15 protein-coding genes are annotated in these 26,843 nt (G+C 74.9%); 8 read left to right on the top strand and 7 right to left on the bottom strand.

Annotation, left to right across the window (positions count from 1 at the left end):
• Nucleotides 1–216: 216 nt before the first annotated feature.
• A complete protein-coding gene (locus QF032_RS34520) occupies nt 217–2,436 on the top strand; it encodes an NADP-dependent isocitrate dehydrogenase (RefSeq protein WP_307059141.1) in 2,220 nt (739 codons plus the stop codon).
• A gap of 121 nt (nt 2,437–2,557) precedes the next feature.
• On the opposite strand, the gene QF032_RS34515 is transcribed toward QF032_RS34520, so the two are convergent.
• Nucleotides 2,558–2,899: a DUF5713 family protein gene (locus QF032_RS34515; protein WP_306947066.1), complete on the bottom strand. Its 342-nt coding sequence runs from the start codon at nt 2,897–2,899 to the stop codon at nt 2,558–2,560.
• Nucleotides 2,900–2,986: 87 nt separating this feature from the next.
• On the opposite strand from QF032_RS34515, the gene QF032_RS34510 reads away from it, so the two are divergent.
• Nucleotides 2,987–3,784, top strand: coding sequence for an N-formylglutamate amidohydrolase (locus QF032_RS34510; protein WP_307047919.1), 798 nt, complete (start codon nt 2,987–2,989; stop codon nt 3,782–3,784).
• A 76-nt stretch (nt 3,785–3,860) separates the two neighbouring features.
• Here QF032_RS34510 and QF032_RS34505 read toward each other — a convergent pair whose 3' ends face one another.
• From QF032_RS34505 to QF032_RS34495, 3 genes are read right to left on the bottom strand one after another with little or no spacing between them, the layout of a single operon-like run.
• Complete coding sequence (locus QF032_RS34505; protein ID WP_373430416.1) at nt 3,861–4,412, bottom strand: hypothetical protein; 552 nt, start codon at nt 4,410–4,412, stop codon at nt 3,861–3,863.
• Between the two features lie 5 nt (nt 4,413–4,417).
• Nucleotides 4,418–5,056 carry an RNA polymerase sigma factor gene (locus QF032_RS34500; RefSeq protein WP_306947073.1) on the bottom strand — a complete coding sequence of 213 codons (639 nt, stop codon included), beginning with the start codon at nt 5,054–5,056 and terminating at the stop codon, nt 4,418–4,420.
• A gap of 7 nt (nt 5,057–5,063) precedes the next feature.
• Nucleotides 5,064–6,485, bottom strand: a complete 1,422-nt coding sequence (locus QF032_RS34495) for a S8/S53 family peptidase (RefSeq protein WP_307059139.1) — start codon at nt 6,483–6,485, stop codon at nt 5,064–5,066.
• A gap of 161 nt (nt 6,486–6,646) precedes the next feature.
• Here QF032_RS34495 and QF032_RS34490 point away from each other — a divergent pair, with 161 nt between their 5' ends.
• Nucleotides 6,647–9,265: a CHAT domain-containing protein gene (locus tag QF032_RS34490; RefSeq protein WP_307059137.1), complete on the top strand. Its 2,619-nt coding sequence runs from the start codon at nt 6,647–6,649 to the stop codon at nt 9,263–9,265.
• 296 nt (nt 9,266–9,561) lie between these two features.
• Here QF032_RS34490 and QF032_RS34485 read toward each other — a convergent pair whose 3' ends face one another.
• Both QF032_RS34485 and QF032_RS34480 read right to left on the bottom strand, forming a co-directional pair.
• Nucleotides 9,562–10,491 (bottom strand): carbohydrate kinase family protein, encoded by a 930-nt coding sequence (locus tag QF032_RS34485; protein ID WP_307047914.1) that lies wholly within the window; start codon nt 10,489–10,491, stop codon nt 9,562–9,564.
• Nucleotides 10,488–11,174 carry a class II aldolase/adducin family protein gene (locus QF032_RS34480; protein ID WP_307059135.1) on the bottom strand — a complete coding sequence of 229 codons (687 nt, stop codon included), beginning with the start codon at nt 11,172–11,174 and terminating at the stop codon, nt 10,488–10,490. Before QF032_RS34480 ends, QF032_RS34485 begins: the two co-directional genes overlap by 4 nt.
• 58 nt (nt 11,175–11,232) lie before the next feature.
• Between QF032_RS34480 and QF032_RS34475 the strand changes: the two genes are divergently transcribed.
• A complete protein-coding gene (locus QF032_RS34475; RefSeq protein ID WP_307059133.1) occupies nt 11,233–11,883 on the top strand; it encodes a TetR/AcrR family transcriptional regulator in 651 nt (216 codons plus the stop codon).
• 230 nt (nt 11,884–12,113) lie between these two features.
• Nucleotides 12,114–12,470 (top strand): hypothetical protein, encoded by a 357-nt coding sequence (locus tag QF032_RS34470; protein ID WP_373430415.1) that lies wholly within the window; start codon nt 12,114–12,116, stop codon nt 12,468–12,470.
• Nucleotides 12,471–12,534: 64 nt separating this feature from the next.
• On the opposite strand, the gene QF032_RS34465 is transcribed toward QF032_RS34470, so the two are convergent.
• On the bottom strand, nt 12,535–13,731 hold the full coding sequence (locus QF032_RS34465; protein WP_307059131.1) for a serine hydrolase domain-containing protein: 1,197 nt from the start codon (nt 13,729–13,731) through the stop codon (nt 12,535–12,537).
• An 874-nt stretch (nt 13,732–14,605) separates the two neighbouring features.
• Here QF032_RS34465 and QF032_RS34460 point away from each other — a divergent pair.
• The 3 genes from QF032_RS34460 to QF032_RS34450 all read left to right on the top strand — a co-directional run bounded on the left by QF032_RS34460 (nt 14,606) and on the right by QF032_RS34450 (nt 26,840).
• Entirely contained in the window at nt 14,606–21,700 is a 7,095-nt protein-coding gene (locus QF032_RS34460; protein ID WP_307059129.1) for an SDR family oxidoreductase, read from the top strand.
• Between the two features lie 143 nt (nt 21,701–21,843).
• A complete protein-coding gene (locus QF032_RS34455; RefSeq protein ID WP_373430507.1) occupies nt 21,844–26,514 on the top strand; it encodes a beta-ketoacyl synthase N-terminal-like domain-containing protein in 4,671 nt (1,556 codons plus the stop codon).
• Nucleotides 26,511–26,840, top strand: a complete 330-nt coding sequence (locus tag QF032_RS34450; protein WP_306947095.1) for an acyl carrier protein — start codon at nt 26,511–26,513, stop codon at nt 26,838–26,840. Before QF032_RS34455 ends, QF032_RS34450 begins: the two co-directional genes overlap by 4 nt.
• Nucleotides 26,841–26,843: the final 3 nt, after the last annotated feature.

Below are 26,843 nucleotides of genomic sequence, written 5' to 3'. Positions count from 1 at the left end.
TATCTCATGGTCCGCTTTCGCTCGGGCGGCCGGGTGGTCGGTCCGGCCGTCGGACAGGTTCGAGGATCTACCTGCTTGACCGCGGAAACGGTCGCTTCGGTTGCATCCGGCGGACACCGGGGCCGTCCCGGATGTGAGGAGACCGCTGTCGAGCCTGACCCGAGCACGAGATATCTTGATGTCGAGCAATGTTGCAGACGTGGAGCGGAGCACCCGGTGACTGACTCGACCATCATCTATACGCACACTGACGAGGCCCCGGCCCTGGCGACGTATTCGTTCCTGCCGGTGGTCCGGGCGTACGCCTCGCAGGCGGGTGTCGCGGTCCAGACGCGGGACATCTCGCTGGCCGGACGCATCATCGCCCAGTTCCCGGAGTACCTGACCGAGGACCAGCGGATCCCGGACGCGCTGACCGAACTCGGCGAGCTGGCGAAGACGCCCGAGGCCAACATCATCAAGCTGCCGAACATCTCGGCGTCGATCCCGCAGCTCAAGGCCGCGGTCGCCGAGCTGCAGGCCCAGGGCTACGCGCTGCCTGCCTACCCGGACGACCCGAAGACCGACGAGGAGCGGGACGTCCAGGCCCGCTACGACAAGGTCAAGGGCTCGGCCGTGAACCCGGTCCTGCGCGAGGGCAACTCCGACCGCCGCGCCCCCGCGTCGGTCAAGAACTACGCCAAGACCCACCCGCACCGCATGGGCGCCTGGTCGCCGGAGTCCAAGACCAACGTCGCGACCATGGGCGAGAACGACTTCCGCTCCACCGAGAAGTCCGTGGTGATCTCCGAGGCCGGTTCGGTGCGGATCGAGCTGGTCGCCGAGGACGGCTCCACCACGGTCCTGCGCGAGTCGGTACCGGTCCTCGAGGGCGAGGTCGTCGACGCGTCCGTGATGCGCGTGGCCGCGCTGCGCGAGTTCCTCACCGCGCAGATCGCCCGCGCCAAGGCCGAGGACGTGCTGTTCTCGGTGCACCTGAAGGCCACGATGATGAAGGTCTCCGACCCGATCGTCTTCGGTCACGTGGTGCGCGCGTTCTTCCCGAAGACCTTCGAGCAGTACGGCGCGACGCTCGCCGCCGCCGGCCTCTCCCCCAACGACGGCCTCGGCGGCATCCTCAAGGGCCTTCAGGCCCTGCCCGAGGGCGACGCGGTCAAGGCGTCCTTCGAGGCCGAGCTCGCCGAGGGCCCGGCCCTGGCGATGGTCGACTCCGACAAGGGCATCACCAACCTGCACGTGCCGTCCGACGTCATCGTCGACGCGTCGATGCCGGCCATGATCCGCACCTCCGGCCACATGTGGGGCCCGGACGGCCAGGAGGCCGACACCCTCGCGGTCCTGCCGGACTCCTCCTACTCCGGCGTCTACCAGGCCGTGCTCGACGACTGCCGCGCGCACGGCGCGTACGACCCGTCGACCATGGGCTCCGTCCCGAACGTCGGCCTCATGGCGCAGAAGGCCGAGGAGTACGGCTCCCACGACAAGACGTTCGAGATCAAGGCCGCCGGCACGGTCCGTCTGGTCGACGCGGCCGGCAACGTCCTCATCGAGCAGCCGGTCGCCGCGGGCGACGTCTTCCGCGCCTGCCAGACCAAGGACGCGCCGATCCGCGACTGGGTGAAGCTGGCCGTCACCCGCGCCCGCGCCACCGGCGACCCGGCCGTGTTCTGGCTGGACGAGACCCGCGCGCACGACGCCAACCTCATCGCCAAGGTCAACACCTACCTGGCGGACCACGACACCGAGGGCCTGGACATCCGCGTCCTCGCCCCGGTCGAGGCCACCAAGCTGTCGGTGGAGCGCATCCGCCGCGGCGAGAACACCATCTCGGTGACCGGCAACGTGCTGCGCGACTACCTGACCGACCTCTTCCCCATCCTGGAGCTGGGCACCAGCGCCAAGATGCTGTCGGTCGTCCCGCTGATGGCGGGCGGCGGCCTGTTCGAGACGGGCGCCGGCGGCTCCGCGCCCAAGCACGTCCAGCAGCTGGTCAAGGAGAACTACCTGCGCTGGGACTCGCTCGGCGAGTTCTTCGCGCTCGTGCCCTCCCTCGAGCAGTTCGCCACGGCCACCGGCAACACCCGCGCCAAGGTCCTCGCCGACGCCCTCGACCGCGCCACGGCGACCTTCCTCAACGAGGACAAGTCCCCGACCCGTCGCGTCGGCGGCATCGACAACCGCGGCAGCCACTTCTTCCTGTCCCTGTACTGGGCTCAGGAGCTGGCCGCGCAGACCGACGACGCGGACCTGGCGAAGGCGTTCGCGCCGCTCGCCGAGACGCTCGCCGCCAAGGAGCAGACGATCGTCGGCGAGCTGATCGCCGCCCAGGGCGAGCCGGCCGACATCGGCGGCTACTACCAGCCCGACCCGGCCAAGGCGGCGGCGGTCATGCGCCCGTCGGCCACCTGGAACGAGGCCCTCGCCTCGCTGAGCTGACGCGACGCGGCCGAGCGCCGCACCCGTCCGTACGGCACCCCCGCGCCCCGACCGGCACCACCCGGCCGGGGCGCGGCGCGTCGCCCCGGGCGCGGCACCTCCGCCGTGCGCGGCCCGGTGTTCACCAGTCCCGGGTGGCGATCAGCTTTTCCACGTCCGCGTCCGCGAAGCCGTAGGACCGGGCGACGAACCAGAAGTCCCCGGCTATCTCCTCCCGGGCCACGGTCTCGATCTCGCTGTCGGCCTCCCAGAAGGCGTCCTGGAGGGCGTTGAACTCCTCGGTGGCGGCGTGGGTGAGGGCGTACAGCGCGTCGAGTCCGGCGGGCCGCTCGGCCTCGACGCGCTCGCACAGCCGCAGCAGGATCTCCCTGCCCCGGTCCACCAGGTGATCCGGGTAGTAGCCGTCCCGGTACAGCGCCTTCAGGAACGTGTGTCCCGTGACCTGCTCGTTCGTCGGCGCCATGCCGCTCCCCCGCCCTCTTCGCCGTCGTGCTGTGATGGCGTCTCCGATCATGCCCCACGCCACTGACAACGCCCCCGGAGCAGCCCCGTGACCGCTGACGCACCGTCCTTCACGTTCCTTCCCGGCGACGCCGGCTCGCCGGTGATCCTCCATGTGCCGCACTCGGCGCGGGAGATACCGCAAGAGGTGCGGGCGGGCATCGTGCTGGGCGACGGGGCGCTGGAGCGGGAGCTGGACCACATCACCGACACGCACACCGCGCGGATCGCCGAGGAGGCGGCCCGGCTGGCGGGTGCGGCTCCCTGGCGGTTCGTGAACCGGCTGTCGCGCCTTGTCGTCGACCCGGAACGGTTCCCGGACGAGCGGGAGGAGATGCTGGCCGCCGGCATGGGCGCCGTCTACACCCGGACCACGCACCGCGAGCCGCTGCGGCCCGAGGACACCGACCCCGAGCCGCTGCTGGCCCGCTACTTCCGGCCGTACGCCCGGGCGATGGCGGACGCCGTCGGCGAACGGCTCGCGGCCGTCGGACGGGTCGTCGTCGTCGACGTGCACTCGTATCCCGCCGCGCCGCTCCCCTACGAGCTGCACGGTGACGGGCCGCGGCCGGCGGTGTGCCTGGGCACCGACGGCTTCCACACGCCGCCGGAGCTGGCGGCGGCCGCGCGGACGGCGTTCGGGGAGATCGGCGACACGGGCCTCGACAGCCCGTTCGCGGGGACGTACGTACCCCTTGAGTACTACGGGAAGGACCCCCGGGTGAGCGCGCTGATGGTGGAGATCCGCCGGGACACGTACATGAGCGAGCCGTGCGGTCCGGCCGGCCCGGGGCTGACCCGGCTCGCATCGGCGCTGGCGGCTCTCGTGGACGCCGTCACCGGCTGAGCCCCACCGGCCGGCCGCCCCGCACGACCCGCCCCGCACGACCCGTCCGGCGCGACCGGCCTGCGGGGCGGAGGCCTCAGGCGCGCAGCCACTCCGTGACGACCACGTCCCCGCCGGTCCGCAGCCGCAGAGCGAACGGGCCGGCAGGCGGTGCGGCGGAGGCGAAGCGGCCCAGGTCGTCGGCGGTGAGCGCGGCTCCGGCCCGGGGGCCGTGCAGGACCTCGATCGACGCGGGCTGCGGCGGCAGCAGCTGTCCCAGCAGCCCGTCCTCGGTCACCTCGACGTCGACCGTGAGCCCGTCCGAGTGGAACGTCAGCATCCGCGGCACGTCCACCGCCCCCCGCACCGGGACGGCGTCGACCAGCGAGTCGAAGGTCAGCTCGGCGATCCGCGCGTCCAGGTCGTGCAGCGCGTACGCCTCGACGGCGGCCCGCCTCAGCTCGGCCGGCACCGGGTCCAGGACGGCGGCGGCGCCGCGGAGTTCCTCCTCCATCCGGTCGTGGTCGAACTCCTCGTCGACGAAGGGGACGTCACCGAAGAGGTCGTCCGGCTCGCCGTCGTCCACGTGGTCCATGGGGATCTTGGGGTTCTTGGGGTTCTTGGGGTTCATGCCGTTCGTGTCGCTCATGGCGTTCACAGAGCTCCCCGTGCGTCGAGTCGGGCGCGCAGCCGGCGCAGACACCGCTGGCGCATCGGGCCGATGCTGCCCACGGCGATGCCCAGGGCCGCCGACACCTCCTGGTAGCTGGGCGGCGGCGTGGCGATCAGCACCCGCAGCAGCTGCCGGCAGCGCTCGCCGAGCGCCTCGAACTCCTGCCACAGGAAACGCACGCGCTCGCCCTGGGCGGCTGCCTCCTCCGAGTCCAGCACCGACTGCTCGGGCGTGCGGTCCTCGCTGGCCCGGTCGAGCAGGTGGGGGTCGTCGGTCGGGGTGAGCCGGCGCAGACCCTTGATCACTTTCAGGCACTCGTTGCGGGCGGTGCTCGCGAGCCAGGACCCCGCCTTGTGCGGCTCGCGGATGCGTCCGAGGTGCTGGGCGAAGCGGAACCAGACGGTCTGGTACACCTCGTGACCGTCGGCGTCCGAGAGCCGGTGGGCGCGCACCACCGACCACACCAGTGGGCTCAGCCCGTCCACCAGGCCCTTCCAGGCCGCCGCGTCGCCGTCGACGGCGGACTGGACGAGCGCTCCGACCTCAGTACGGTCCACCGTCCCACCCCTCGTGTACGGCCTGTCATCGTACGCCGTGGCGGGGTCCGTCCCGGACGTCATGAGGCCCTCACGCGGCACCGACCGGGACCGGCCGCCAGGTGGGCGGCAGCAGGGCCGGCACATGGACGCCCCGCACCTCGGCGAACTCGGCGTTGCCCGCGAGCAGTTGGCGGGCCGCGGCCCGGGGGTCGGTGAGCTGGTTCGCGGTCATGTGGGCGGCGACCAGGCCCGCGGCCAGCGGGGTCGCGAACGACGTCCCGCTCCAGGACGCGAGACCTTCGAACATCACCTGGTCCGGCTTGCCCGGGGCGGCATGCCGCTCCTCGCTCAACACCCCGGTGTGACGCGGGGAGCGGCAGGTGCAGGAGTAGGAGAAGCCGTAGCGGCAAGCCTCGTACGTGGAGTGCTGGTAGACGTACGGGACGGGCGTGCCGAAGCCGGTGAAGGCGCTGACCAGCCGCTCACCGGGGGCGTACGCCGTCACCCAGGGGCCGTGGTTGCTGAAGCACGCGCCGAACGCGCCGTCGCCGCGCAGCGCGCCCACCGACAGGACCGCGTCGGCGTGTTCGGGCAGGGCGGCGTAGGCGGCGGGCCAGAACGGCGCCGCGCTGGCGTTGTTGCCGGCGGCGGCGACCAACAGGGTGTGCCGCGAGCGGAGTTCGTCCATGAACGCCGCCACGCCGAGCAGACCGTCGACGCGGCCGTTGGAGGTGCCCGCGGAGAGGCTGAGGATGTCGGGCCAGCCGTCCTCGACGGCGTCGAAGAGTCGCTCGCCGAACTCGGACTCCAGGATCGCGCCCGCGTCGTTGAGCGTGCCGCGCACGGTGACGTCGGTGTTCGGCGCGACGGCCGCGACGAGCCCGGCGATGAACGTGCCGTGACCGACGTACTGCTGGAGGACGCCGTCCTCGTCGGTCTCCCTGACCTGGAGGTCGCCCTCGGTGTGCGCCAGCAGCGGGTAGGAGCGGTAGTCGTGTGTGAGGCCGGTGTCGACGACGAGGACGCCGACGGCGCGCGCCGGGTCGTACGCCGTCCCTGCGGCGGCGGGGTTGGCCGGCCCGGTGCGCGGCGCGGGCACCGGCTCGTCACCGGGGCAGGCGTTCACCGCGATCGACACCACGTGGTTGCGGCTGACCAGCCGGCGGCCCGCGCGGCCCTCCGTCTCGCGCAGCGCGCGCAACGCCCCCGCGACGGCGTGGTCGGCGGCGCGGCCCCCCTCGCCCGGGTCGCCGACCCGGATACGGGTGATGCCCGACCGGTTGGCCCGCGGGCCCGCGTGGCGCACATGGTCCGCGGTGAGGCCCTCGGTCGCGGTGAAGTGCGTGCGGACTGCCTCCTCGACGACCTGGGCCTCCTCGCCGTCACGGGCCAGGACGACGCCTTTCTCGTAGATGAACTCGGCGGAGTCGTCCGGTCCCATCGCCAACGGGACATCGGGCAGCGAACGCTGGATCTGGTCGAACTGCTCGTGGAAACGCTGCGGTGCCATGGCATGTCCTCCCGTGCAGGCCGGTGGTCGTCAGAGTGAGCCGCGAGGCCGTCGTCTGATACAGGTGGTGCGACGGCGGATGAGGGTGGTGCGGTTGCGGCCGCGCGCCCCTTCGTCGCGAACCGGTGTGCTGTGCGGCCCCGAGCACTACCATCCCTGGGGTGACAGCGGGAAACGACTCGGTGCTCGCACTGCTGCCGATGGTTTTCGCCTCCCCGGGCGACGCGTTGTCGCGGGCGGAGGAGGTGCTCGACACCGATCCGACGCCGTTGCACGCCTCGGTCGCCCATCAGGTGATCGGCATCTGGCAGCGGGACTGGGGGGACGTCCGGCTCGCCCTCGACCATCTGCGCCGCGCCCGGGACCTCGCGGCCCGCTCGGACTCGGCCGAGCGTGAGGCGGACGTCCTCGGCACGCTCGGCGTGGCGCTGGTGCACGCGGGCCGCACCCGGCAGGGGCTGGCCGCGTTCGAGCGGGGCGTCGCCCGCGGCACGGGCCACACGCGCGCGCGGGTGCTCTACCGGCGGGCCTACTCGCTGTGGGTGCTCGGCCGTCATCGCGAGGCGCTGGAGGACGTCCGCCGGGCGATACCCGTGCTGCGTCAGGCGGACGACGTCATCTGGACGGCGCGCGCCCGCACCCTGCGCGCCACCGTGCACCTGGCCCTCGGGGCGGTGGAGCGGGCCGAGGCGGACTTCGCGGCGGCCGAGGCACTGTGGGACACCACCGGCCAGGAACACGACAAGGCGGACGCGGTGGAGAGCCGGGGGCTGGCGGCCTTCCACTCCGGGGACGTGCCCGCCGCGCTGCGGCTCCTCGACGAGGCGCAGGAGCGGTACGACAAGCTCGGCACGCCGACGTTCATGCTGGCCATCCGGCGGTGCGAGGTCCTGATGGCGGCCGGTCTCGCCCCGGAGGCGCTGGCCGAGGCGGACGCCGCGATCGGCGTGCTCGACGGGATCGGCGGTCAGTCCACCCGCAAGGCGGAGCTGCTGCTGACGGCGGCGCGGGCGGCCCGGCTGGCGGACGATCCGGGGACGGCGATCGCCCGCGCGGCCGTCGCCGAGCGGCTCTTCGCGGGTCAGCGCCGCACCTGGTGGGAGGCGCACGCGCGGCTCGTGCTGATCGAGGCCCGGGCGGCCACCGGGCGGAGGTCGGGCCGCCTGGTCGCGGACGCCGCCCGGCTCGCCGAGCGGCTGGCGGCGTTCCAGGCGCCCGCCGCGCCGGAGGCCTGGCTGCTCGCGGGCCGGATCGCGCTGGACCTCGGCCGCGCCGCGGACGCCGAGCGGTATCTGCGGATCGCGGCGCGCAGCCGGCGCGGCGGTCCGCCGCTGGCCCGGGTGACGGGCTGGGCGGCGCAGGCGCTGTGGGCGCGGGCCACCGGCTCCGGCCGGGGCGTGCTGGAGGCCTGCCGGCGCGGCCTCGACGTCCTCGACGACCACCGCACGACACTGGGGGCCTCGGAACTGCGGGCCCGCGCGACCGCGCGGGGCGCCGAACTGGCCTCACTGGCCCAGCAGGTCAGCCTGGAGCGGGGCGGGCCGCGGCGACTGCTGGCGTGGAGCGAGCGCTGGCGGGCCACGGCGCTGTCCACGCCGCCGACCCGGCCGCCGGCCGATCCGGTGCTGCTGAGCGGACTCACCGCCTTCCGGGTGATCGCCTCCCGTGCGGAGGCCGCCCGCAGGGACGGCCGGCCGGTGCCCGCGCTGGAACGCGAACAGCGGCGTCTGGAGCGGGAGATCCGCTCCCGGACCCTGCACATCCGCGGGGTCACGCCCTGGGGCGGCGACCGCTTCGGCGGCGACCGGTTCGACGCCCGGCGGTTGCTGGACCGGCTCGGTGAGGGGCGGCTGGTCGAACTGGCCGTGCTGGACGGCCGGGTGCAGGTGCTGCTGTGCGGAGGCGGGCGGGTGCGCCGGTTCGCGGGCGGGCTGCTGGCCGACGCCGAGCGGGAGGCCGAGCACGTTCAGGCCGGGCTGCGCCGGCTGGCCCATCCCGGCGCGGAGGGGCGGCTGCCGGTGGTGGAGGCGATGGGACGGCGGCTGGAGGAGCTGCTGCTCGGTGAGGCGGCCGGGCGGCTGGGGCCGGGCCCGGTCGTGGTGGTGCCGCCTGCCCGACTGCACCGGGTGCCGTGGGCGCTGCTGCCGGCGCTACGGGAGCGGGTGGTCAGCGTGTCGCCGTCGGCGAGCGGCTGGCTGCGGGCCCGGGAGACGGACCCGCCCCCGGACGGACGGCAGGTCCTCGTGCGCGGGCCGGGGCTGGCCACCTGCGGGGCGGAGGTCCCGGAGGTCGCCGGGCGGTACGGCACGCCCGTCGTGCTGGAACACGGGGACGCCCATGTGCCGCGCGTGCTGGCGGAGTTGGACGGGGCGGCGCTGGCGCACATCGCCGCGCACGGCACGTTCCGCGCCGACAGCCCCATGTTCTCCTCACTGCGCATGGCGGACGGCCCGTTGATCGTCCACGACTTCGAGCGACTGGCCCGCAGCCCGTACCGGATCATCCTCTCCAGCTGCGACACCGCCCGGCTCGCCTCGGTGGGCGCGGACGAACTGCTCGGCCTGGTCACGGCGTTGCTGCCGCTGGGCACGGCGGGAGTGGTCGCGAGCAGCGCACCGGTCAACGACGCGGCGGTCGTTCCCCTGATGCTGGCCCTGCACGAGGGCCTGCGCCGCGGACTGTCCCTCGCCGAGGCCCTGCGGGACGCGCGGGCCGCGCTCCCGGGAGACGCCCTGCACCAGGCGACGGGGTGGGCGTTCACGGCGTTCGGCGCCGCGTGAACGCGCCCTCGCGCCAGGCCGGTTGCTCCCGAAGGCCGCGGCCCCGCCCGGGCCCGGCCCCGCCCCGGACCGCACAACCCCCTTTGGGACTCGCCCGGTTCGACCGTCACCGCGTGAACACGCCCCGGCGTCAGGCCTGTTGTCCCCGGAGGCCGCGGACCCCGCCCGGGCCCGCCCCACCCCGGACCGCGCCACCCCGGTCCGACCCGTCCCGCCCTGGTCCGGTCCGTCTCACCCCGGACCGCCTCACCCCGCTGCGGCCCCTCCGGCGTCCTCGGTGCTCGTACGCGGTCGGCTCACCGGCGGGGTTTGTGCGTCGCGGCGAACTCGTCGGCGGCGGCGAGGTCGAAGTCGCCGTGGTCGCTGCCGAGTCCCCGGGCGACGAGTGCGGCGGCGGCGCTGCCGAGCACGGCGGCGTCGCCCGGCGTGCGGCCCAGGCTGACGCCCCTGAGGTAGCCCGCCGAGAACGCGTCGCCGCATCCGGTGGTGTCGACGACGTCGATCTCGAAGGCGGGCACCGGCTCCGCGCCGTCCGCCGTCACCACGAGCGCGCCGTCCCCGCCGCGCGTGACGGCGACGACGCCCACGCCGGCGGCGAGCAGCTTCCGGGCGCCCGTGAGCAGGTCGCTCTCGCCGGTGAAGCCGAGGACCTGGTCCTCGTTGGGCAGCAGATGGTCGATGTACGGCAGGGCCGCCTCGATCTGCTCGAAGCTGCCGAGGACGCCGGGGGCGAGCAGGTCCACGGAGGTCACGACGCCGTGTTCCCTGGCGTACGACAGGATGCGCGCCGCCGCGTCGACGCCGATCAGCTCCGGGCCGCCGAGGTGCAGATGGGTCGCCTCGGCGAGGGCGTCCCACGGGACGTCGTCGGGGCCGTACGTGATGTTCGCGCCGAGCAGGTGCAGCGAGGGACGGTCGCCGTTCGGCCGGATCGGCAGGACGCTCGCGGAGGTGGCGGTGTCGGTGCGGCGGACCAGGAACCCGGTGTCGACGCCGCCCCTGTTCAGCAGCTGGATCAGCATGTCGCCGGTCGGGTCGGAGCCGACGGCGCCCGCCGTGCGCACCTCGGCGCCCAGTTTGGCGAGGGTGAGGGCGGTGCCGCCGGCGGTTCCGGCGGCGGTCATCCGGATGTCGTCCACCAGGGTCGCGCCCTGGCCCTCGGGTATCTCCTGCACCGGACGCACCAGTACGTCGAGTACGTGCACGCCCATCGTGACGACCTTCATCGGACTTCCTCCTGCGCGGGTGGAACGGGGTGGGTGGCGCCGTAGTTCCGGGCAATCGCGGCCTCGACGACCGCGAGCTGCTGCTGTTCGTCGAGGACGCGCGGCCGGCCCATGGCTGCCGCGCGCTGGTAGACGCCGCAGGCCCATTCGAGGAGCAGCGCGTTCTCGACGGCCTTGCCGAGGGTCGGGGCGTGGGTGAGCGCGCCGTGGTTGGCCATCAGGGCGGCGCTGCGGCCGTCGAGCGCGGTGAGCACGGACTCGGCGAGTTCGGGCGTGCCGAACGTGGCGTACGGCGCGACCCGCACCGTGCCGCCGAGCGCGAGCAACTGGTAGTGGATGCACGGCAGTTCGTCGAGCACGCAGGAGACGGCGGTGGCCATCGGGGCGTGGGTGTGGACGACCGCGCCGGCTCCGTAGCGGCGGTAGACGCCGAGGTGCAGCTCCAGTTCCGAGGTCGGCTGCAGGTCCCCGGTCACGACCTTGCCGTCCAGGTCGACCACGGTCACCTGGTCCGGGGTGAGGTCGGCGAGGACGGCGCCGGTCGCGGTGATGGCGACCCGGTCCTCGACGCGTACGCTCACGTTCCCTGCCGTGCCGATGAGAAGGCCTTCGGCCCCCAGACGCCGGCAGGCGCCCGCCACGGCGGTCCGCTCCCTGCCCGGCGTCGCGCTTGAGGCGGTCATGGGCGCGAAGGTAGCGTAAACGTGAAACAAAGTCACGTTCAGATTTGGAGGCAGTTCCTTGGTCCAGGCGACCGCGGGTCCCGACGGCGGCGTTCCCCTGCGCCGCACCCCCCGGCAGGCGCGCAGCAGGGCACGGCTGGCGCTGATGCTGGAGGCCGCCGAGCGCATCCTGGTGGACGAGGGCGTCGAGGCGCTCACCACGACCCGGGTCGCGGCGGAGGCGAAGGTGTCGGTCGGGTCGCTGTACCAGTACCTCCCCGACCGGAACGCGATCATCGACGCTCTCGCGACGGGGTACTTCGCCCGGCTGGAGGGCGTCATGGACGACCTGGTCCGGGCCGCGGCGCGGGAGCGGTGGGACGATCCGGTGGGCGTCCTGGTCGACACGTACGCCGAGGTGTACCGGACCGAGCACGGCTTTCGCGCCCTGTGGTTCGGCAGCGGGCTGACCGAGCAGACCCGGGCCGCCGACCGCGAGCACAAGGGCCGGATGGCCGACGGGATCCGCCGTGTGCTGCGCGCCCTGGGCGTGGCCGGCGACGACGAGGCACTGGCCAGGGCGGGCCACGCCGCGATCCTCGCCGCCGACGCCCTCGCCCAGGAGGCGTTCCGCCGCGCCCCGGAGGGGGACGCGCTCCTGCTCGACGAGGCGAAGACGATGCTGCGCGCCTACCTCACGGAGATCACGACACGGCACGACGGGGCGTGAGGGCGCCTGGGGCGGCGACCGCCGATGCCGCGGAGCGCCTCCTTCGAGCGGTTCGGCTCGCGCGAGGTGGCCGTCCTGGCGCGGCGGGGCGCAGGCACGCGTGGTCGGTGCCGGGCGGTCCCGCGCCGACCGCGGGCAAAGTCGCTGGCCCGCGTGGCGCGACGGCGGATACCGTCGGGCGTCAGCAGACCGCACCGGCGGTCGCCGCACCAGGAAGCGAAGCGATTCCCGTGACCAGGCAGCACCGAGACACCACGACCCTTTGGCGTCCCACCGGCCCCCGGGAACTGGAGCTGGTGCGTGAGCTCGAGTGGCACGCCTGGCCGCCCCGGCTCCCGGAGCAGCCGATCTTCTATCCGGTGCTCAACGAGGACTACGCGGTCAGGATCGCCCGGGACTGGAACGTCAAGCACGACGGCGCCGGGCACGTCACCCGGTTCGAGGTCGACACGGAGTTCCTGCGCAGATATCCGGTGCAGCGGGCCGGCGGGCGGACGATTCTCGAGCTGTGGGTTCCGGCGGAGGAGTTGGCCGAGTTCAACGCGCACATCGTGGGCGAGATCCAGCTGGTCCACACGTTCTCGTGACACGGTCCGGTGGCCCCGTCCAGGCGAAGGAGGGCGGGGCTCCGGCCCGTTCGAGCGCGGGTGGTCAGGTGCCGAGCGGGTGCTGCGGGTCCAGCAGTTCCGCGATCCGCTCGGTGATCGTCTGGGAATTGTTGCCGCCGGGCGCGTTGCGGCCCACCGTCGTGGACACGGCGATGGACAGCCGCTTGTGCGGTTCGTACGCCATCACGGCCGCGTAGCCGAAGAAGGACGGGTTCTGGACCACCCAGCCGTTCTTGACGACGACGCCGACACCGAAGTGGAAGTCCTCGGTCATGGGCAGGCAGACCGTCGCCGGGCAGGTGGCGGTCGGGTGGCCGAGGCCGACCGTGCCCGGGTTCAGCTGGGTGCGGAAGGACTGCGGCGAGAGCAGCTCACCCGAGCCGACGGCCTGTCCGGAGCGGGCGAGATCGCAGATGTCCTGGGTCAGGACGGCGCCGGGCGCGGTGGTCCAGGAGGGGTTCCAGTAGGTGGACTCCTCGTAGGTGCCGCGCTCGTCGTCGTAGGCGTGCAGCACGGGCTCCGGGATGACCGCGGTGTCGTTGCTGCGGGTGTTGCGCAGGCCGAGCGGCCGGTAGACGCGTTGGCGCAGCAGGCGGTCGAGCGGGGTGCCGGAGATCTTCTCCAGGGCGCGGCCGAGGAGGACGAAGTTGGCGTGCGAGTAGCTCCAGTTGGTGCCCGGCGCGTACCACAGGGGGTGCCTGAGGGAGAACCCGACGACCTCCTCGGGGGTCCAGTGCTGCCAGGGGTCGGCGTAGAGCTTCTTGAGGAAGGCCGGGTCGGTGACGTAGTCGTGCAGGCCGGACGTGGAGTCGCCGAGCATGCGCAGGGTGATCTTGTCGCCGTGCGGCAGTCGGGGCAGCCACCGGGAGACCGGGTCGTCGAGGTGCGCCCGGCCCTCCTCGACGAGCTGGAGCAGCACGGTGCCCATGAAGGCGATGCCGACCGAGCCGGTCCGGAAGTGCATGGCGGGGGTGGCGGGGACGTCCGTCATGGACTCGCCGACGGCGGCCGTGACGAGTTCACGGCCGCCGACCGTGACCTTGACGAGGGCGGCCTCGAGGTCGAGCTCCTTCTTGGCCCTGCGGACGATGTCGAGGACCTCGCGTGCCTGACCCCGCGGGTCACGAGTCGTGGTGCAGGCGCGGTCGTGGCGCTCGGGGAGGGCTGCCGCGACCGCGGTCTGCAGGGTCGAGGCGAGGAGGGCGGCGGCGCACAGCAGCGCCGTACGGGTACGCGTCATACGCGCACTATGGGCTGATTGTCACAACGGTCCGGCGGCCAACACTCCGGACACCCGTGCCACGGACCCGGACGGAGGACGGGGCGTCCGCCGACTGCCGTTCACCGGACCGCCCCGGCTCGCGCGCCGGGACCACGCAGCCAAGCCGGCCGACGACCTCCCGAGGACCGGCTTGACTGCGGAGTCGGCCCAGTCTTGGCAGCCGCCCGGTCCACGTCAAGACCCGTCTCACCGCCGAGCCCACGCGACTCGGACGGCCCGGCGCCACCCGGATGTCGTCCGGGCGCCGCCACCCCGCCGCCCGTGCTCCGCCGAGGGGCCGCCCGCGTTCCACCGAAGGGCCGCTCGGGGCTCCGTCGACCGGCCGCTCGGGTCCGACCGCCAGGCCGCCCGCGAGCGGTGCCCACGAAGAGCTGTTCCAGGACATCCGCGGCCGGAGCGGGGTCGGGAGTGGTCATGACCACGAAGCCTTCCCCGCCGCTCAGGGGCCGACACACGGATCGTGACCCGCCGTGCGGACGATGCCGGAAACCGACGTCCCGATGTCGGACTTGCGGCTCCAAGGGGCCTATTTCCAGGGATTGTTGATGCTTCGACGACACCCGCGGCCGGTGGTCGCGGGCGGCGGCAGAAGGGGTTCATCCGCATTCCGGCACCCCGCCCCGTGCGTGCGACTGACCGAATCGTTGCGGCTGAATACCGGCCGATCGTTCGAACGTTGACCAGTGAGTAATAAGAGCACTACCTTGCAACGCGTTTCGAGCACGCGTTGTAGAACGGCGTTCCGCGGTGAACCTCTGCCCGCTGGAACCCGGTGAGTCGCCTTTGCTGTCCCGACCCCCCACCGTGCAGTCTCACCTTGGTTCGGAGAATCATGACGTCCGCTGTGCGTCCCGAGGACATGATCATCGGCATCACTCCGTTCGGAGAGCCCGACGCGGGGCTCGCCCTGGCGGTCTGCCGGGCCGGCGGCCTGGGCGTGCTCGACCTCGGGCCGGGTGACCGAAGATCCCGGGAGGCCCTCGCCCGCCTGCGCCGGGCCTGCCCCGGCGCGTTCGGCGTCCGGCTCGGCGCGCACTGCGCGCTCGGTCCCGCCGACCTGCCGCCGGACGGCCCGCACACGGTGATCCTCACCGCGGAGGCGGCCTTGGACGCGCAAAGCCCCTGGCATGTGAGCAGTTTGACGAAGCATCACCGTCTGCTGGTGGAGGTCTCCGACCTGGCGGGGGCGCGGGACGCGATGCGCGTCGGGGCGCACGGCCTGGTCGCGCGCGGCGCCGAGAGCGGTGGCCGGATCGGCGAACTGAGCACCTACGTCCTGCTCCAGCAGCTCCTCGCCGCGCCCGAGGTGAGCGCCCCGGTGTGGGCGTGCGGCGGCATCGGCCCGCGCACCGCGGCCGCCGCGGTGGCCGGCGGGGCGGCCGGAGTGGTCCTGGACAGTCAGCTGGCGCTGCTCGCCGAGTCGGCCCTGCCCGAGCCGGCCGCGGCCGTGCTGCGCACCCTGGACGGTTCGGAGACCGTCGTCCTGGCCGGTCACCGCGTCCTGCTGCGGCGCGGCCCGGACGCGCCGCGGCTCGCGCCGGACGCCACCGCCGAGACGGTGGCCGCGATGCTGGGCGCCCAGGATCCGCGCACCCAGCTGCTCCCGGTGGGCCAGGACGGGTTCCTCGCCGCCCGGTTCGCCGAGCGCTGGGTCGACGTCCGGCGGACGGTCCGCGCACTCAGGGACGCGGTCCTGGACGCCCTGCGCGACGACACCGCCGGGCGGGCGCTGCGGGACGGGTCGCCGATGGCCCGGGCGCTCGGCACCCGGCTGCCGGTCGCGCAGGGTCCCATGACCCGGGTGAGCGACGACGCGGCGTTCGCCGCGGCGGTGGCGGCGGACGGCGCCCTGCCGTTCCTCGCGCTGGCGCTGGCGGACGGCGAGCGGACCCGGGCGATGCTCGCCGAGACGCGCGAGGCGGCCGCCGGCCGGCCCTGGGGCGTGGGCGTCCTCGGCTTCGCGCCGGAGGAGGTGCGCGCCGCCCAGCTGGAGGCCGTACGGGAGCTGCGGCCGACCCACGCGATCATCGCGGGCGGACGGCCCTCCCAGGCGCAGGCGCTGGAGCGCGACGGTGTGCGCACCTTCCTGCACGTGCCGTCCCCGGGACTGCTGCGGCAGTTCCTGGAGGCAGGGGCGCGCCGGTTCGTCTTCGAGGGCGCGGAGTGCGGCGGACACGTCGGACCGCGCGCCAGCTTTCCGCTCTGGGAAGCCCAACTCGCCGTACTCGAAAACTTCTTGACGGACCGTGAGGCAACGGACGTCGAGGTGTTCTTCGCGGGCGGGGTGCACGACGAGCGGTCGGCGGCGATGGTCGCCGCGCTCGCCGCCCCGCTGACCGCGCGCGGAGCGGCCGTCGGCGTGCTGATGGGCACCGCGTACCTGTTCACCGAGGAGGCGGTGGCGCTCGGGGCGATCCGACCGCTCTTCCAGCGGCAGGTCATGGCGGCCGGGAGCACCGCGCTCCTGGAGTCGGCGCCGGGTCACGCCACACGGTGTGTGCCGAGCCCGTTCGCGGCCGGCTACCGCGACCGGGCGGCCCGGCTGCGCGCCGAGGGGGCGCCGGAGCGGCGGATCTGGGAGGAGCTGGAACGGCTCAACGTCGGCCGGCTGCGGGTCGCCAGCAAGGGCGTGACCCGCGACGCCGACGGTCTCCTCACCCCCGTCGACGAGGAACGCCAGCTCGCCGAGGGGATGTTCATGGCCGGGGAGGTGGCGGTGCTGCGCTCGGCCCCGACCACCCTCGCCGCCCTGCACACGTCGGTGACGACGGGCGCGCTCGGCCATCTCGCCCGGCGCGCGGCCGAGTTCGGCCTGCCCGAGGAGCCGGCCGAGGCAGCGGCTCCGGCTCCGCTGGACGTCGCCGTCGTCGGTATGGCCTGCATGTTCCCCGAGGCGCCCGACCTCGCCGCCTTCTGGGCGAACGTCGTGGGGGGCGTGGACGCGGTGGGCGAGGTCCCGGCGGACCGCTGGGACCCGGCCGTCCACCACGGCACGTCCACCCCGTCCAAATGGGGCGGCTTCCTGCCCCGCATCCCCTTCGACCCGCTGCGCTACGGCATCCCGCCGGCCTCCCTCGGCAGCGTCGAACCGGTGCAGCTGCTCGCCCTGGAAGCCGCCCGGCGCGCCCTGGAGGACGCCGGGTACGGCGACGGGGGGCGGCGCTTCGACCGCTCCCGCACCTCCGTGGTGTTCGGCGCGGAGGCGGGCAGCGACCTGTCGAACGCGGCCACCCTGCGGGCGGTGCTGCCCTCCTACTACGGCGAGGTCCCGGCCGGCCTCGACGGGCAGCTGCCACAGCTCACCGAGGACTCCTTCCCCGGCATGCTCGCCAACGTCATCTCCGGACGGATCGCCAACCGGCTGGACCTCGGCGGCGCCAACTACACCGTCGACGCGGCCTGCGCCTCCTCGCTGGCCGCCGTGGACGTCGCCTGCAAGGAGCTGGTCGGCGGCACCTCCGACGTGGTGCTGTGCGGCGGCGCCGACCTGCACAACGGCATCAACGACTACGTCCTGTTCTCCTCCGTGCACGCCCTGTCCCCGACCGGCCGCTCCCGCGCGTTCGACGGCTCGGCGGACGGCATCGCCCTCGGCGAGGGCGTGGCCTGCGTGGTCCTCAAGCGTCTCGCGGACGCCGAACGCGACGGCGACCGGATCTACGGCGTCATCAAGGGGCTCGGCTCCTCCAGCGACGGACGTTCGCTCGGCCTGACCGCGCCGCGGCCGGAGGGGCAGCGCTCGGCCCTGGAACGCGCCTACCGCAACGCGGGCGTCTCGCCGGCCGACGTGGGACTCGTCGAGGCGCACGGCACCGGCACGGTGGTCGGCGACCGCACCGAACTGCGCATCCTCACCGAGGTGTTCGACGAGGCCGGGGCGAAGCCGGGGAGCTGTGTCCTCGGGTCGGTGAAGTCGCAGATCGGGCACACCAAGTGCGCCGCGGGACTCGCCGGTTTGATCAAGACGCTGCTGTCGCTGCACACGGGCGTCAGGCCGCCCACGCTGCACGTCGAGGCCCCCAACCCGGCCTGGGACGCGACCGCCAGCCCCTTCGCCTTCCACGCCGAGGCCCGCCCGTGGGCGGCTCCGCCGCGCGAACGCCTCGCCGGGGTGAGCGCGTTCGGTTTCGGCGGCACCAACTTCCATGTGGTGCTGGCCGCTCACGCCGACGGCGTGCCGCCGGTGCGCGCGATGGACGCCTGGCCGGCCGAGCTGTTCGTCTTCCGGGGCCGTGACGAGGCCGCCGCCCGCCGTTCGGTGAGCGAACTCCTCGACGCCGCGCGGACCGAGGGACGGCCGTGGCGGCTGCGGGACCTCGCGCTGAGCGCGGCACGCCGGGCGGACGCGAGCACGGACCCGACGTGGTTCGCGGTCGTGGCGACGGACGTCGACGACCTGGTGGAGAAACTGCGGCGGCTGACGGCCGACCCGGGCGAGACCGCGCCGGCCCGCGGCATCCACCGGGCCGTCCGCCACGAACAGCACGACGAACACCCCGGCGACGGCCCCGGTGCCGAGTCCGCTGCTGCTGCTGCCGGCACCGGCACCGGCACCGGCACCGGCACCGGCACCGGCCGGAACGACGCCGGGGAGGGCAAGGTCGCCTTCCTCTTCCCCGGACAGGGCAGTCAGCGCACCGGCATGCTCGCCGACCTGTTCGTGGCCTTCCCCGAGCTGCGCCCGTACCTGGAGCTCGGGCGCGCCCACGCCGACGCCCTGTACCCGCCGGCCGCCTTCGACGACGCCGGCCGCGCCCGGCAGCAGGCGGCGCTGACCGACACCCGGGCGGCCCAGCCCGCCCTCGGCCTCGCGGGCCTCGCCGCCCACGCCGTGCTCACCGCGGCCGGGGTGCGCCCCGACATGGCGGCCGGGCACAGCTACGGCGAGCTGGTCGCCCTCTGCGCGGCGGGCGCGCTGACCCCCGAGACGCTGCTGGAGCTGAGCTCGGAGCGGGCCGCGGCGATCCTGGAAGCCGCAGGACGCGCCGACGGCGAGAGCGGCGGGAACCGCGGTGACGGCGACCCCGGGACCATGGCCGCCGTCACGGCCGGCGCCGAGGCGGTGACCGAGGCGCTGAAGGCGGGGGCCGCACCGGACTCCGTCGTCCTCGCCAACCGCAACTCGCCCCAGCAGACGGTGATCTCGGGACCGACGGACGCCGTCGCCGAAGCCGTCCGGGTGCTGCGCGAGGCCGGACTCGGGGCCCAGCGCATCCCCGTGGCCTGCGCCTTCCACAGTCCGCTGGTGGCGGGCGCCGCCGACCGGTTCGCCCGAGCTCTCGCCGACCGCCCGGTACACGCCCCCGAGTTCCCCGTGTGGTCCAACCGCACGGCCGCCCCCTACCCCGCCGACGCGGACGCCGTCCGGGCCGGGCTCGCCGCCCAGATCGGCGCACCCGTCGCCTTCGCCGAGCAGATCGAGGCGATGTACGCGGCCGGGGCGCGGGTCTTCGTCGAGGCGGGACCGGGGTCGGTGCTCACCCGGCTGGTCGGCCAGATCCTCGGCGATCGCCCGCACCGCACGGTGGCCTGCGAACCCCGGCCCGGCAGCGGGCTCGGCGGCTGGCTCGACGCCCTGGCCGCGCTCGCCGTCGCGGGTCGGCCGGTGCGCGCGGGATGGCTGCTGCGCGGCCGGGACGCGGTGGACGCGGTGCGCACCCCCGTGCCGAAGCGGCCCGGCTGGACGGTCGACGGCCAGCTGGTCCGCACCGCCGCCGGCGCCCTCCTTCCCGGTGCGCTCGCACCGGCCCGACGAGTCGCGGAGACCCAGGAGACGACTGTGACGACCAACCCCCCGCCCGGCGTCCCCTCCGACCGGGACGCGCTCATCTCGGAGTTCCTGCGCACCAGCCGCGAGATGATCGCCGCCCAACGGGACGTGCTGCTCACCTACTTCGGCGGCACGCCCGGGGCCGCGATCGCCGCTCCCGTGGTCGTCGTCCCGCAGCCGCAGACGGCGCAGGCGCCGGCCGAACTCGCCGTACCGCGACCGCAGTCGGGGGGGCCGGGGACCGCGGCGGCGGAGGCGGGCGCGGCGGACACGGGAGCGGCGGCCGAGGCCGTGGCGCCGGCCGACGGGCCGCCGGACGTCCAGCAGGTCGTCCTGGAGATCATCAGCGAGCGCACCGGTTACCCCGTCGACATGATCGAGCCCGACCTCGATCTGGAGGCGGACCTCAGCATCGACTCCATCAAGCGGGCGGAGATCGCCGGCGAGCTGGCCCGGCGGCTGGGCGGCGCCGGCGCGGACCTGACCGCGATGGACGACGCCGAGCTGGAGGAACTGGCGAAGGCGCGCACCGCCGCCGCGGTGACCGACTGGCTCACGGCCCGGCTGGGCGGCGGCCCGGCCCCCGGGACCGCACCCACCGCGCCCGCTCCCACGGCGCCCGCCCCCATCGCACCCACCGCGCCCACCGCCCCCGAAACGCCGGGCACCGACGAGGTGCCCGCCGAGGCTCCGCGACGGCACGTCCTGCGGCCGGTGCTCCTGGACGCCGCGGCGCCCGCCCCCGCCGACCCGTCCGCGGTGCTCTCCGGCACCCGCTGGACCGTCCTCGGGGACGCCCCGGAGGTCGCCGCCCGGCTGGTCTCGCACGGCGCCGACGTCACCGTCCGCGGCCGGGACCACGTCCTGTCGCGGGACGACGGGGCGGTGGACGGGGTGCTGTACCTCGGGGCTCTCACCAGCTCCGGCGACGGCGCGCCGGTGCTGCCGGACGCCTTCCCCGTGCTGAAGGCGGCCCTCGAGGGCGGCCCGCGGTGGCTGCTGGCCGTCCGGCGCGCCGACGGCGACACGCCCGACGCACGGCCGGCGGGACTACGCGGTCTGTTCCGGACCCTGGCGCGGGAGTGCCCGGACACGCTCGCCCGGGTCGTCGACCTCACCGACGTGTCGGCGTCCGCCGTCGCGGACGCGGTGGTCGCCGAGGCCCTCGCCGCCGACCGCACGCCCGTCGTGCTGCGGACAGCGGCCGGACGGCACGGGTTCGAGCTGGTGGAGGCGCCGCTCGGCGCGCTCGGCAGCACGGGCGCCGGACCGGCGGGGGGCGGCGTCGCGGAGGCGGCAGCGCTCGGCCTGGACCGGGACTCGGTGGTGCTGCTGGCGGGCGGCGCCCGGGGCATCACCGCGCAGTTCGCAGCCGCGCTCGCCGGGGCCGCCCGTTGCCGGCTGGAGCTGCTCGGCCGCACCCCCGCGCCGGACGGCCCCGAGGACGCGGACACCGCGGCCGCGCGCACCCCGGCCGCACTGCGCGCCGCGCTCGCCGCGCGCGGCGGCCGGAAGCCGGCCGAGATCAACCGCGCGGCCGAACTCCTGCTCGCCCAGCGGGAGATCACGGCCACGCTGGCCGAACTCGAAGCGCTCGGCGGACGGGCCCGCTACCGCACCGTCGACTTCCGGGAGCCGGACGCGGTGCGCCAGGCGGTGAAGGAGATCCACGCCGAGCACGGCAGGCTCGACGGCGTCGTCCACGCGGCCGGCGTCATCGAGGACCGGCTGATCGGCGAGAAGAGCGCCGAGTCGTTCCAGCGCGTCTACGGCACGAAGGCGACCGGCGCGCACGCCCTGCTCACCGCGCTGGAGGAGCTGCCCTGCGCGCCCGCGTTCACCGTGCTGTTCGGCTCGGTCTCGGCCGTCCTGGGCAACCGGGGCCAAGTGGACTACGCGGCCGCCAACGACGCCCTGGAGACCCTCGGCGCGGCGTTCGCGGCCCGCACCGGCCGCCGCGCCGTGACGGTGCACTGGGGTCCGTGGGCGCCCGCCGCCGGTCACGCCGGCATGGTCGGGGCCGAGTTGGCCCGCGAGTACGCCCGGCGCGGCATCCGGCTGATCGACCCCGAGGAGGGAACCGCGGCGCTGCTGCGGGAGCTGGCCTGGGGCGAGGAGTCGGCCACCGCCGTCGTCTACACCGCCTCGGGCTGGTGACCGCCGCGGTGACGTCGTCCGGGCCGGCCGACACGGTTCCGGCTCCGGTGACGGGACGTCGGGCCCCCGAACACCACGTGCCGGAGCACCAGGTGACTGATGATCAGGCGACGGTGCGTCAGGTGCCGGTGGCCATCGTCGGGATGTCGGTGCTGCTGCCGGGCGCCGCCGGGCTGGACGCGTACTGGCGCAACCTGCGCGACGGGGTGGACGCGATCGGCGAGGCGCCGGAGGGACGCTGGGACTCCGCGTTCTACCGGCCCGGCACCGCCGCCGACCCGGCCGTCGCGGACCGGGTGTACACCCGGCGCGGCGGGTTCGTGGACGGGCTCGCGGAGGTCGAGGTCACCCGGTTCGGGATCATGCCGAACTCGGTGGCCGGGACCGAGCCCGACCAGCTCATCGCCCTGCACGTGGCCTCGGCCGCGCTCGAGGACGCGGGCGGCGCGGACCGTCTCCCCGAGCGGGGGCGTGTCGGCGTCGTCCTGGGCCGGGGCGGCTATCTCACGCCCGGTCTGGTCCGGCTCGACCAGCGGGTGCGCACCGCGGGCCAGCTGGTGCGCACCCTGGGCGAACTGCTGCCCGACCTGACGGACCGGCAACTCGGCCGGGTGCGCGACGCGTTCACCGAGCGGCTCGGCCCGGACAGTCCCGAGTCCGCGATCGGCCTGGTGCCCAACCTGGCCGCCTCCCGGATCGCCAACCGGCTCGACCTGCGCGGGCCGGCGTACACCGTGGACGCGGCCTGTGCCTCGTCGCTGGTCGCCGTGGACCAGGCGGTGGGCGAACTCGCCTCCGGCCGGTGCGACCTGATGCTCGCCGGCGGGGTGCACCACTGCCACGACATCACGCTGTGGAGCGTCTTCTCGCAGCTGCGCGCCCTCTCCCCCAGCGAGCGCATCCGCCCCTTCCACCGGGAGGCCGACGGCATCCTGATCGGCGAGGGCACGGGCGTCGTCGTCCTCAAGCGGCTGTCCGACGCCGAGCGCGACGGGGACCGGGTGTACGCCGTCATCCGGGGCACCGGGGTGGCCAGCGACGGCCGGGCGGCCGGGCTGGTCAACCCCGATCCGGGCGGTCAGGCGCTGGCCGTGCGGCAGGCGTGGCGGGCCGCCGGGCTCGATCCGGCCGCGCCCGGCTCGGTGGGTCTGCTGGAGGCGCACGGCACCGCCACCCCGGCCGGGGACGGTGCCGAACTCGCCACGCTGGCCGAGGTGTTCGGCCCCGGCGACGGCGAGGCGGTCCTCGGGTCGGTCAAGTCGATGATCGGGCACACCATGCCCGCCGCCGGGGTCGCCGGACTGGTCAAGGCCGCCCTCGCCGTCCATCACCGCACGCTGCTGCCGACGCTGCACTGCGACGACCCCCACCCGGCGCTGGCCCGCACCCGGTTCCGCACCCTGGACAAGGCCGCCGACTGGGAGACCACGACGGGGCAGCCCGTGCGGCGGGCCGCCGTCAACGCCTTCGGGTTCGGCGGCATCAACGCGCACGTGGTGCTGGAGGAGGCGCCCGCCGCCCGCGGGCCGCGCGCCGCGGCGGCCCCCCGCGCGGTCCTGGACGTCGCCGAGCCCGAGCGCGTCCTGCTGCTCGCCGCAGGCTCCCCCGCCCGGCTCGCCGCCCTCCTGGACGAGGCGGACGACGCCGTGCGGGCCACCGGTCTCGACCCCTCCCGACCGCACCCGGACGCGGGAGGGGCCCGCCTCGGCATCGTGGAGCCGACCGCCAAACGGCTCGCGCTGGCCCGCCGCGCCATCGCCAAGGAGCGTGCCTGGCATGGCCGCAGCGACGTCTGGTTCCGGCCGAGCCCGCTGCTGGGCGCCGGCCGGGGCCGGCTCGCGTTCCTGTTCCCCGGACTCGAGGGCGACTTCACCCCGCAGGTCGACGACGTGGCCGCGCACTTCGCGCTGCCCGCCCCGGCCGTCGACGGCGACCGGACCGGCGACGTGGGCCGGCACGGCTTCGGCGTCGTCGCCGTCGGCCGCCTCCTCGACGCCGCGCTGCGCCGCAGCGGGATCGTGCCGGACGCGGTCGCCGGGCACAGCGTGGGCGAGTGGACGGCGATGGCGGCGGCCGGTCTGTACGCCGGGGCCGAGGTCGACGCCTTCATGGCGGAGTTCGACCCGGACACCGTAGCGGTCCCCGGGCTGGCCTTCGGCGCGATCGGCGCGTCCGCGGAGCGCGTACTGGCCGCCCTGCACGACGAGGGCGGGGCGGGGGCGGGTCTGGTGCTGTCCCACGACAACGCGCCCGGCCAGTCCATGGTGTGCGGTCCGCAGTCGGCGGTGGAGGACTTCGTGCGGGCGTTCCGCGCCCGGGGCGTGCTCAGCCAGGTGCTGCCGTTCCGGTCGGGCTTCCACACACCCATGCTGAGGCCCCACATCGGCCCGATCGAGGCGGCGGCCGGGCGGTTCCGGCTGCATCCGCCGCACACCCCGCTCTGGTCGGGGACGACCGCCGCGCCGTTCCCCGCGGACGAGCACGGCATCCGGTCCCTGTTCGTGCGGCATCTGCTGGAGCCCGTCCGCTTCCGGCAGCTCGCCGAGGCCCTGCACGCGGCCGGTCACACGGCGTACGTCCAGGTCGGACCCGGTCAGCTCGGTTCCCTCGTCGGCGACACCCTGGGCGGACGCGACCACCTGGTGATCGCCGCCAACTCGCCCCACCGCACGGGCCTCGCCCAGCTTCGCCGGGTCGCCACCGCGCTGTGGACGGCGGGCGCCGCCGTGGCCCCCGCCCTGCCGCCCTCGTCCGCCGTCCGGCCCCGCGACGCCCGTCGCCTCCCGCCGACCCGGCTGGACCTGGACGGCGCCCTGGTCTCGCTCGCCCCGCAGCGACTCGCCGAACTACGAGAGGAACTGCGGGAAGGGCGGCGGGAAACACGGGAGAAGACGCAGGTCGAAACACGGGAAGCACTGCGCGCCGGGCCGCCCGCCTCCTCCCTCACAGTCCCCGCGGCCCCCGCCAACGTGGCCCCCGCCCACGCGGCCTCCTTCCCCGCGGCACCCGCCGCGTCGGCACCCGCCCCCACCGCCGGCCCCGGCGGTCCGTCACCGCTGGACGCCCTCGTCGCGCACTCCCCGGTCGCCGCCGAACTGAGCGCGCTGCTGCGCGACACGGCGGACACCGCCGCCGCCCTGATGACCGCGCACACTCCGGCGCCCGTGGCCCACGGGCCGGTCACGCCCGCGCCGCACCACCGGATCACGCCCGCGCCGCACCACCCGGTCGCGGCGCCCGGACGCACGACGGTCCGCGTCTCCACGGACGCCATGCCGTACCTCCTGGACCACTGCTTCTTCCCGCAGCGCCCCGGCTGGCCGGACCTCGCCGACCGCTGGCCGGTCGTCCCGGCCACGACGATCGTGCAGCACATCATGGACGCGGCCGCGGACGCCGCACGGGCCGCGGACGCCGGTCGGGCGGTGCCGGTCGCCGTGCACGGGGCGCGCTTCGAGGAGTGGCTCACCGCCGCCCCCGCCGTCGACGTGCCGATCACCCTGACGCCCGAGGGCGCGGACCGCGTGACCGTCTCCTTCGGCCCGCGGGCCCGGGCCACCGTGGAACTCGCCGGGACCCATCCCGCGCCGCCGCCCGCCCCCTGGCCCGCCCGCCCCGGACCCGAGCGCACCCCCGACCACACCGCCGCCCAGCTCTACGACGAGCGCTGGATGTTCCACGGCCCGGCGTTCCGCGGCGTCACCGAACTCACCGCGATCGGCGACCGTCATGTGCGCGGGGTCATCACCACCCCGGCCGCGCCCGGTGCGCTGCTGGACAACGTGGGCCAGATCCTCGGCTACTGGATCATGGCGACCCTCTCCGAGCGGACCGTGGTGTTCCCGGTCGGGATGCGGGAGATGCGCTTCCACGGCCCGCATCCGACGCCCGGCACACGGGTGGGATGCCTGGTGCGGATCACCTCGCTCACCGACGCGTTCCTGGAGGCCGACGTCCAACTGACGGTCGACGGCACGGTCTGGGCGGAGCTGCGCGGCTGGCAGGACCGGCGCTTCGACAACGACCCCAGCACCCGGCCCGTCGAGCGGTTCCCCGAGCGCCACACCCTGTCCGAGACCCGCCCGGGCGGCTGGCAGTTGCTGCACGAGCGATGGCCGGACCTGGCCTCCCGCGAACTGATCATGCGCAACTCGCTGGGCGGCGCGGAGCGTGCGCAGTACGCGGAACACGCGCCGCGCGGACGGCGGCAGTGGCTGCTGGGCCGGATCGCGGCCAAGGACGCGGTGCGGCAGTGGCTCTGGGACCACGGCGAGGGCCCGGTGTTCCCGGCGGAACTGCGGGTGCGCAACGACGCGGCCGGCCGGCCGTACGTCACCGGCGAGCACGGCCGTCCCCTGCCGCCGCTGGACGTCTCGCTGGCCCACTGCGCGGAGGCGGGCGTGGCGATCGTCCGCCCGCACCGGCCCGGCCCCGGGCCGGGCATCGACGTCGAGGAGGTCGTCGAACGCACCCCGCAGACCCTCGCCACCGCCCTGGGCACGGACGAACTGGCCCTGCTGGGCGCCCTGTCCGCCGCCGGCGGCGGATCCGAGGCCCTGTGGTTCACCCGCTTCTGGGCGGCCAAGGAGGCCGTCGCGAAGGCGGAGGGCACCGGATTCGGCGGCCGACCACGGGACTTCAGGATCCTCGACGCGACACCGGCCGGCGACCGGCTGACCGTCGCGGGCCGCCTGGAACGCGCCTACACCGTGCACTGCGCACCGGCCGCCAACCCGCCCCGGTTGCCGGAGCGCGCGTACACGGTGGCCTGGACGACGGGACCCTCGACCGCGAAGGAGTACGACACCCCATGACATCCCCCACCCCCCACTCCCCCCTCACAGCCGAGGAGGAGTCCGTCCTCGCCGACCTCAGCGGGATGCTCGCGCGGCTCCTGGAGGACGAGTACGGCCTCGACGACGTCGAGATCGGCATGCACACCACCTTCAACCGCGATCTGGAACTGGAGAGCATCGACCTGGTCACCCTCGCCGGACTGCTCCAGGAGCGGTACGGCGACCGGGTCAACTTCGCCGAGTTCCTGGCCGGCATGGAGTTCGACGAGATCATCGAACTCACCGTGGGACGGCTCGTCGAGTACGTCGTGACGAGCCTGAAGGCCGCGGCGGAGGCGGGCTGAGCC

The sequence above is a fragment of the Streptomyces achromogenes genome (assembly GCF_030816715.1).
GTDB classification, from domain to species: domain Bacteria; phylum Actinomycetota; class Actinomycetes; order Streptomycetales; family Streptomycetaceae; genus Streptomyces; species Streptomyces achromogenes_A.
The sequence above is the reverse complement of the archived record's forward strand: the minus strand, read 5'-3'. Positions and strand labels throughout refer to the sequence as shown.

What these genes read in the sequence shown, in the direction of transcription:
- QF032_RS34455 (WP_373430507.1), top strand. Translation starts at nt 21,844, where the DNA reads ATGTCGGTGCTGCTGCCGGGCGCCGCCGGGCTGGACGCGTACTGGCGC.
- QF032_RS34460 (WP_307059129.1), top strand. Translation starts at nt 14,606, where the DNA reads ATGACGTCCGCTGTGCGTCCCGAGGACATGATCATCGGCATCACTCCG.
- QF032_RS34505 (WP_373430416.1), bottom strand. Translation starts at nt 4,412, where the DNA reads ATGAGCGACACGAACGGCATGAACCCCAAGAACCCCAAGAACCCCAAG.
- QF032_RS34515 (WP_306947066.1), bottom strand. Translation starts at nt 2,899, where the DNA reads ATGGCGCCGACGAACGAGCAGGTCACGGGACACACGTTCCTGAAGGCG.
- QF032_RS34450 (WP_306947095.1), top strand. Translation starts at nt 26,511, where the DNA reads ATGACATCCCCCACCCCCCACTCCCCCCTCACAGCCGAGGAGGAGTCC.
- QF032_RS34485 (WP_307047914.1), bottom strand. Translation starts at nt 10,491, where the DNA reads ATGAAGGTCGTCACGATGGGCGTGCACGTACTCGACGTACTGGTGCGT.
- QF032_RS34480 (WP_307059135.1), bottom strand. Translation starts at nt 11,174, where the DNA reads ATGACCGCCTCAAGCGCGACGCCGGGCAGGGAGCGGACCGCCGTGGCG.
- QF032_RS34465 (WP_307059131.1), bottom strand. Translation starts at nt 13,731, where the DNA reads ATGACGCGTACCCGTACGGCGCTGCTGTGCGCCGCCGCCCTCCTCGCC.
- QF032_RS34495 (WP_307059139.1), bottom strand. Translation starts at nt 6,485, where the DNA reads ATGGCACCGCAGCGTTTCCACGAGCAGTTCGACCAGATCCAGCGTTCG.
- QF032_RS34500 (WP_306947073.1), bottom strand. Translation starts at nt 5,056, where the DNA reads ATGACGTCCGGGACGGACCCCGCCACGGCGTACGATGACAGGCCGTAC.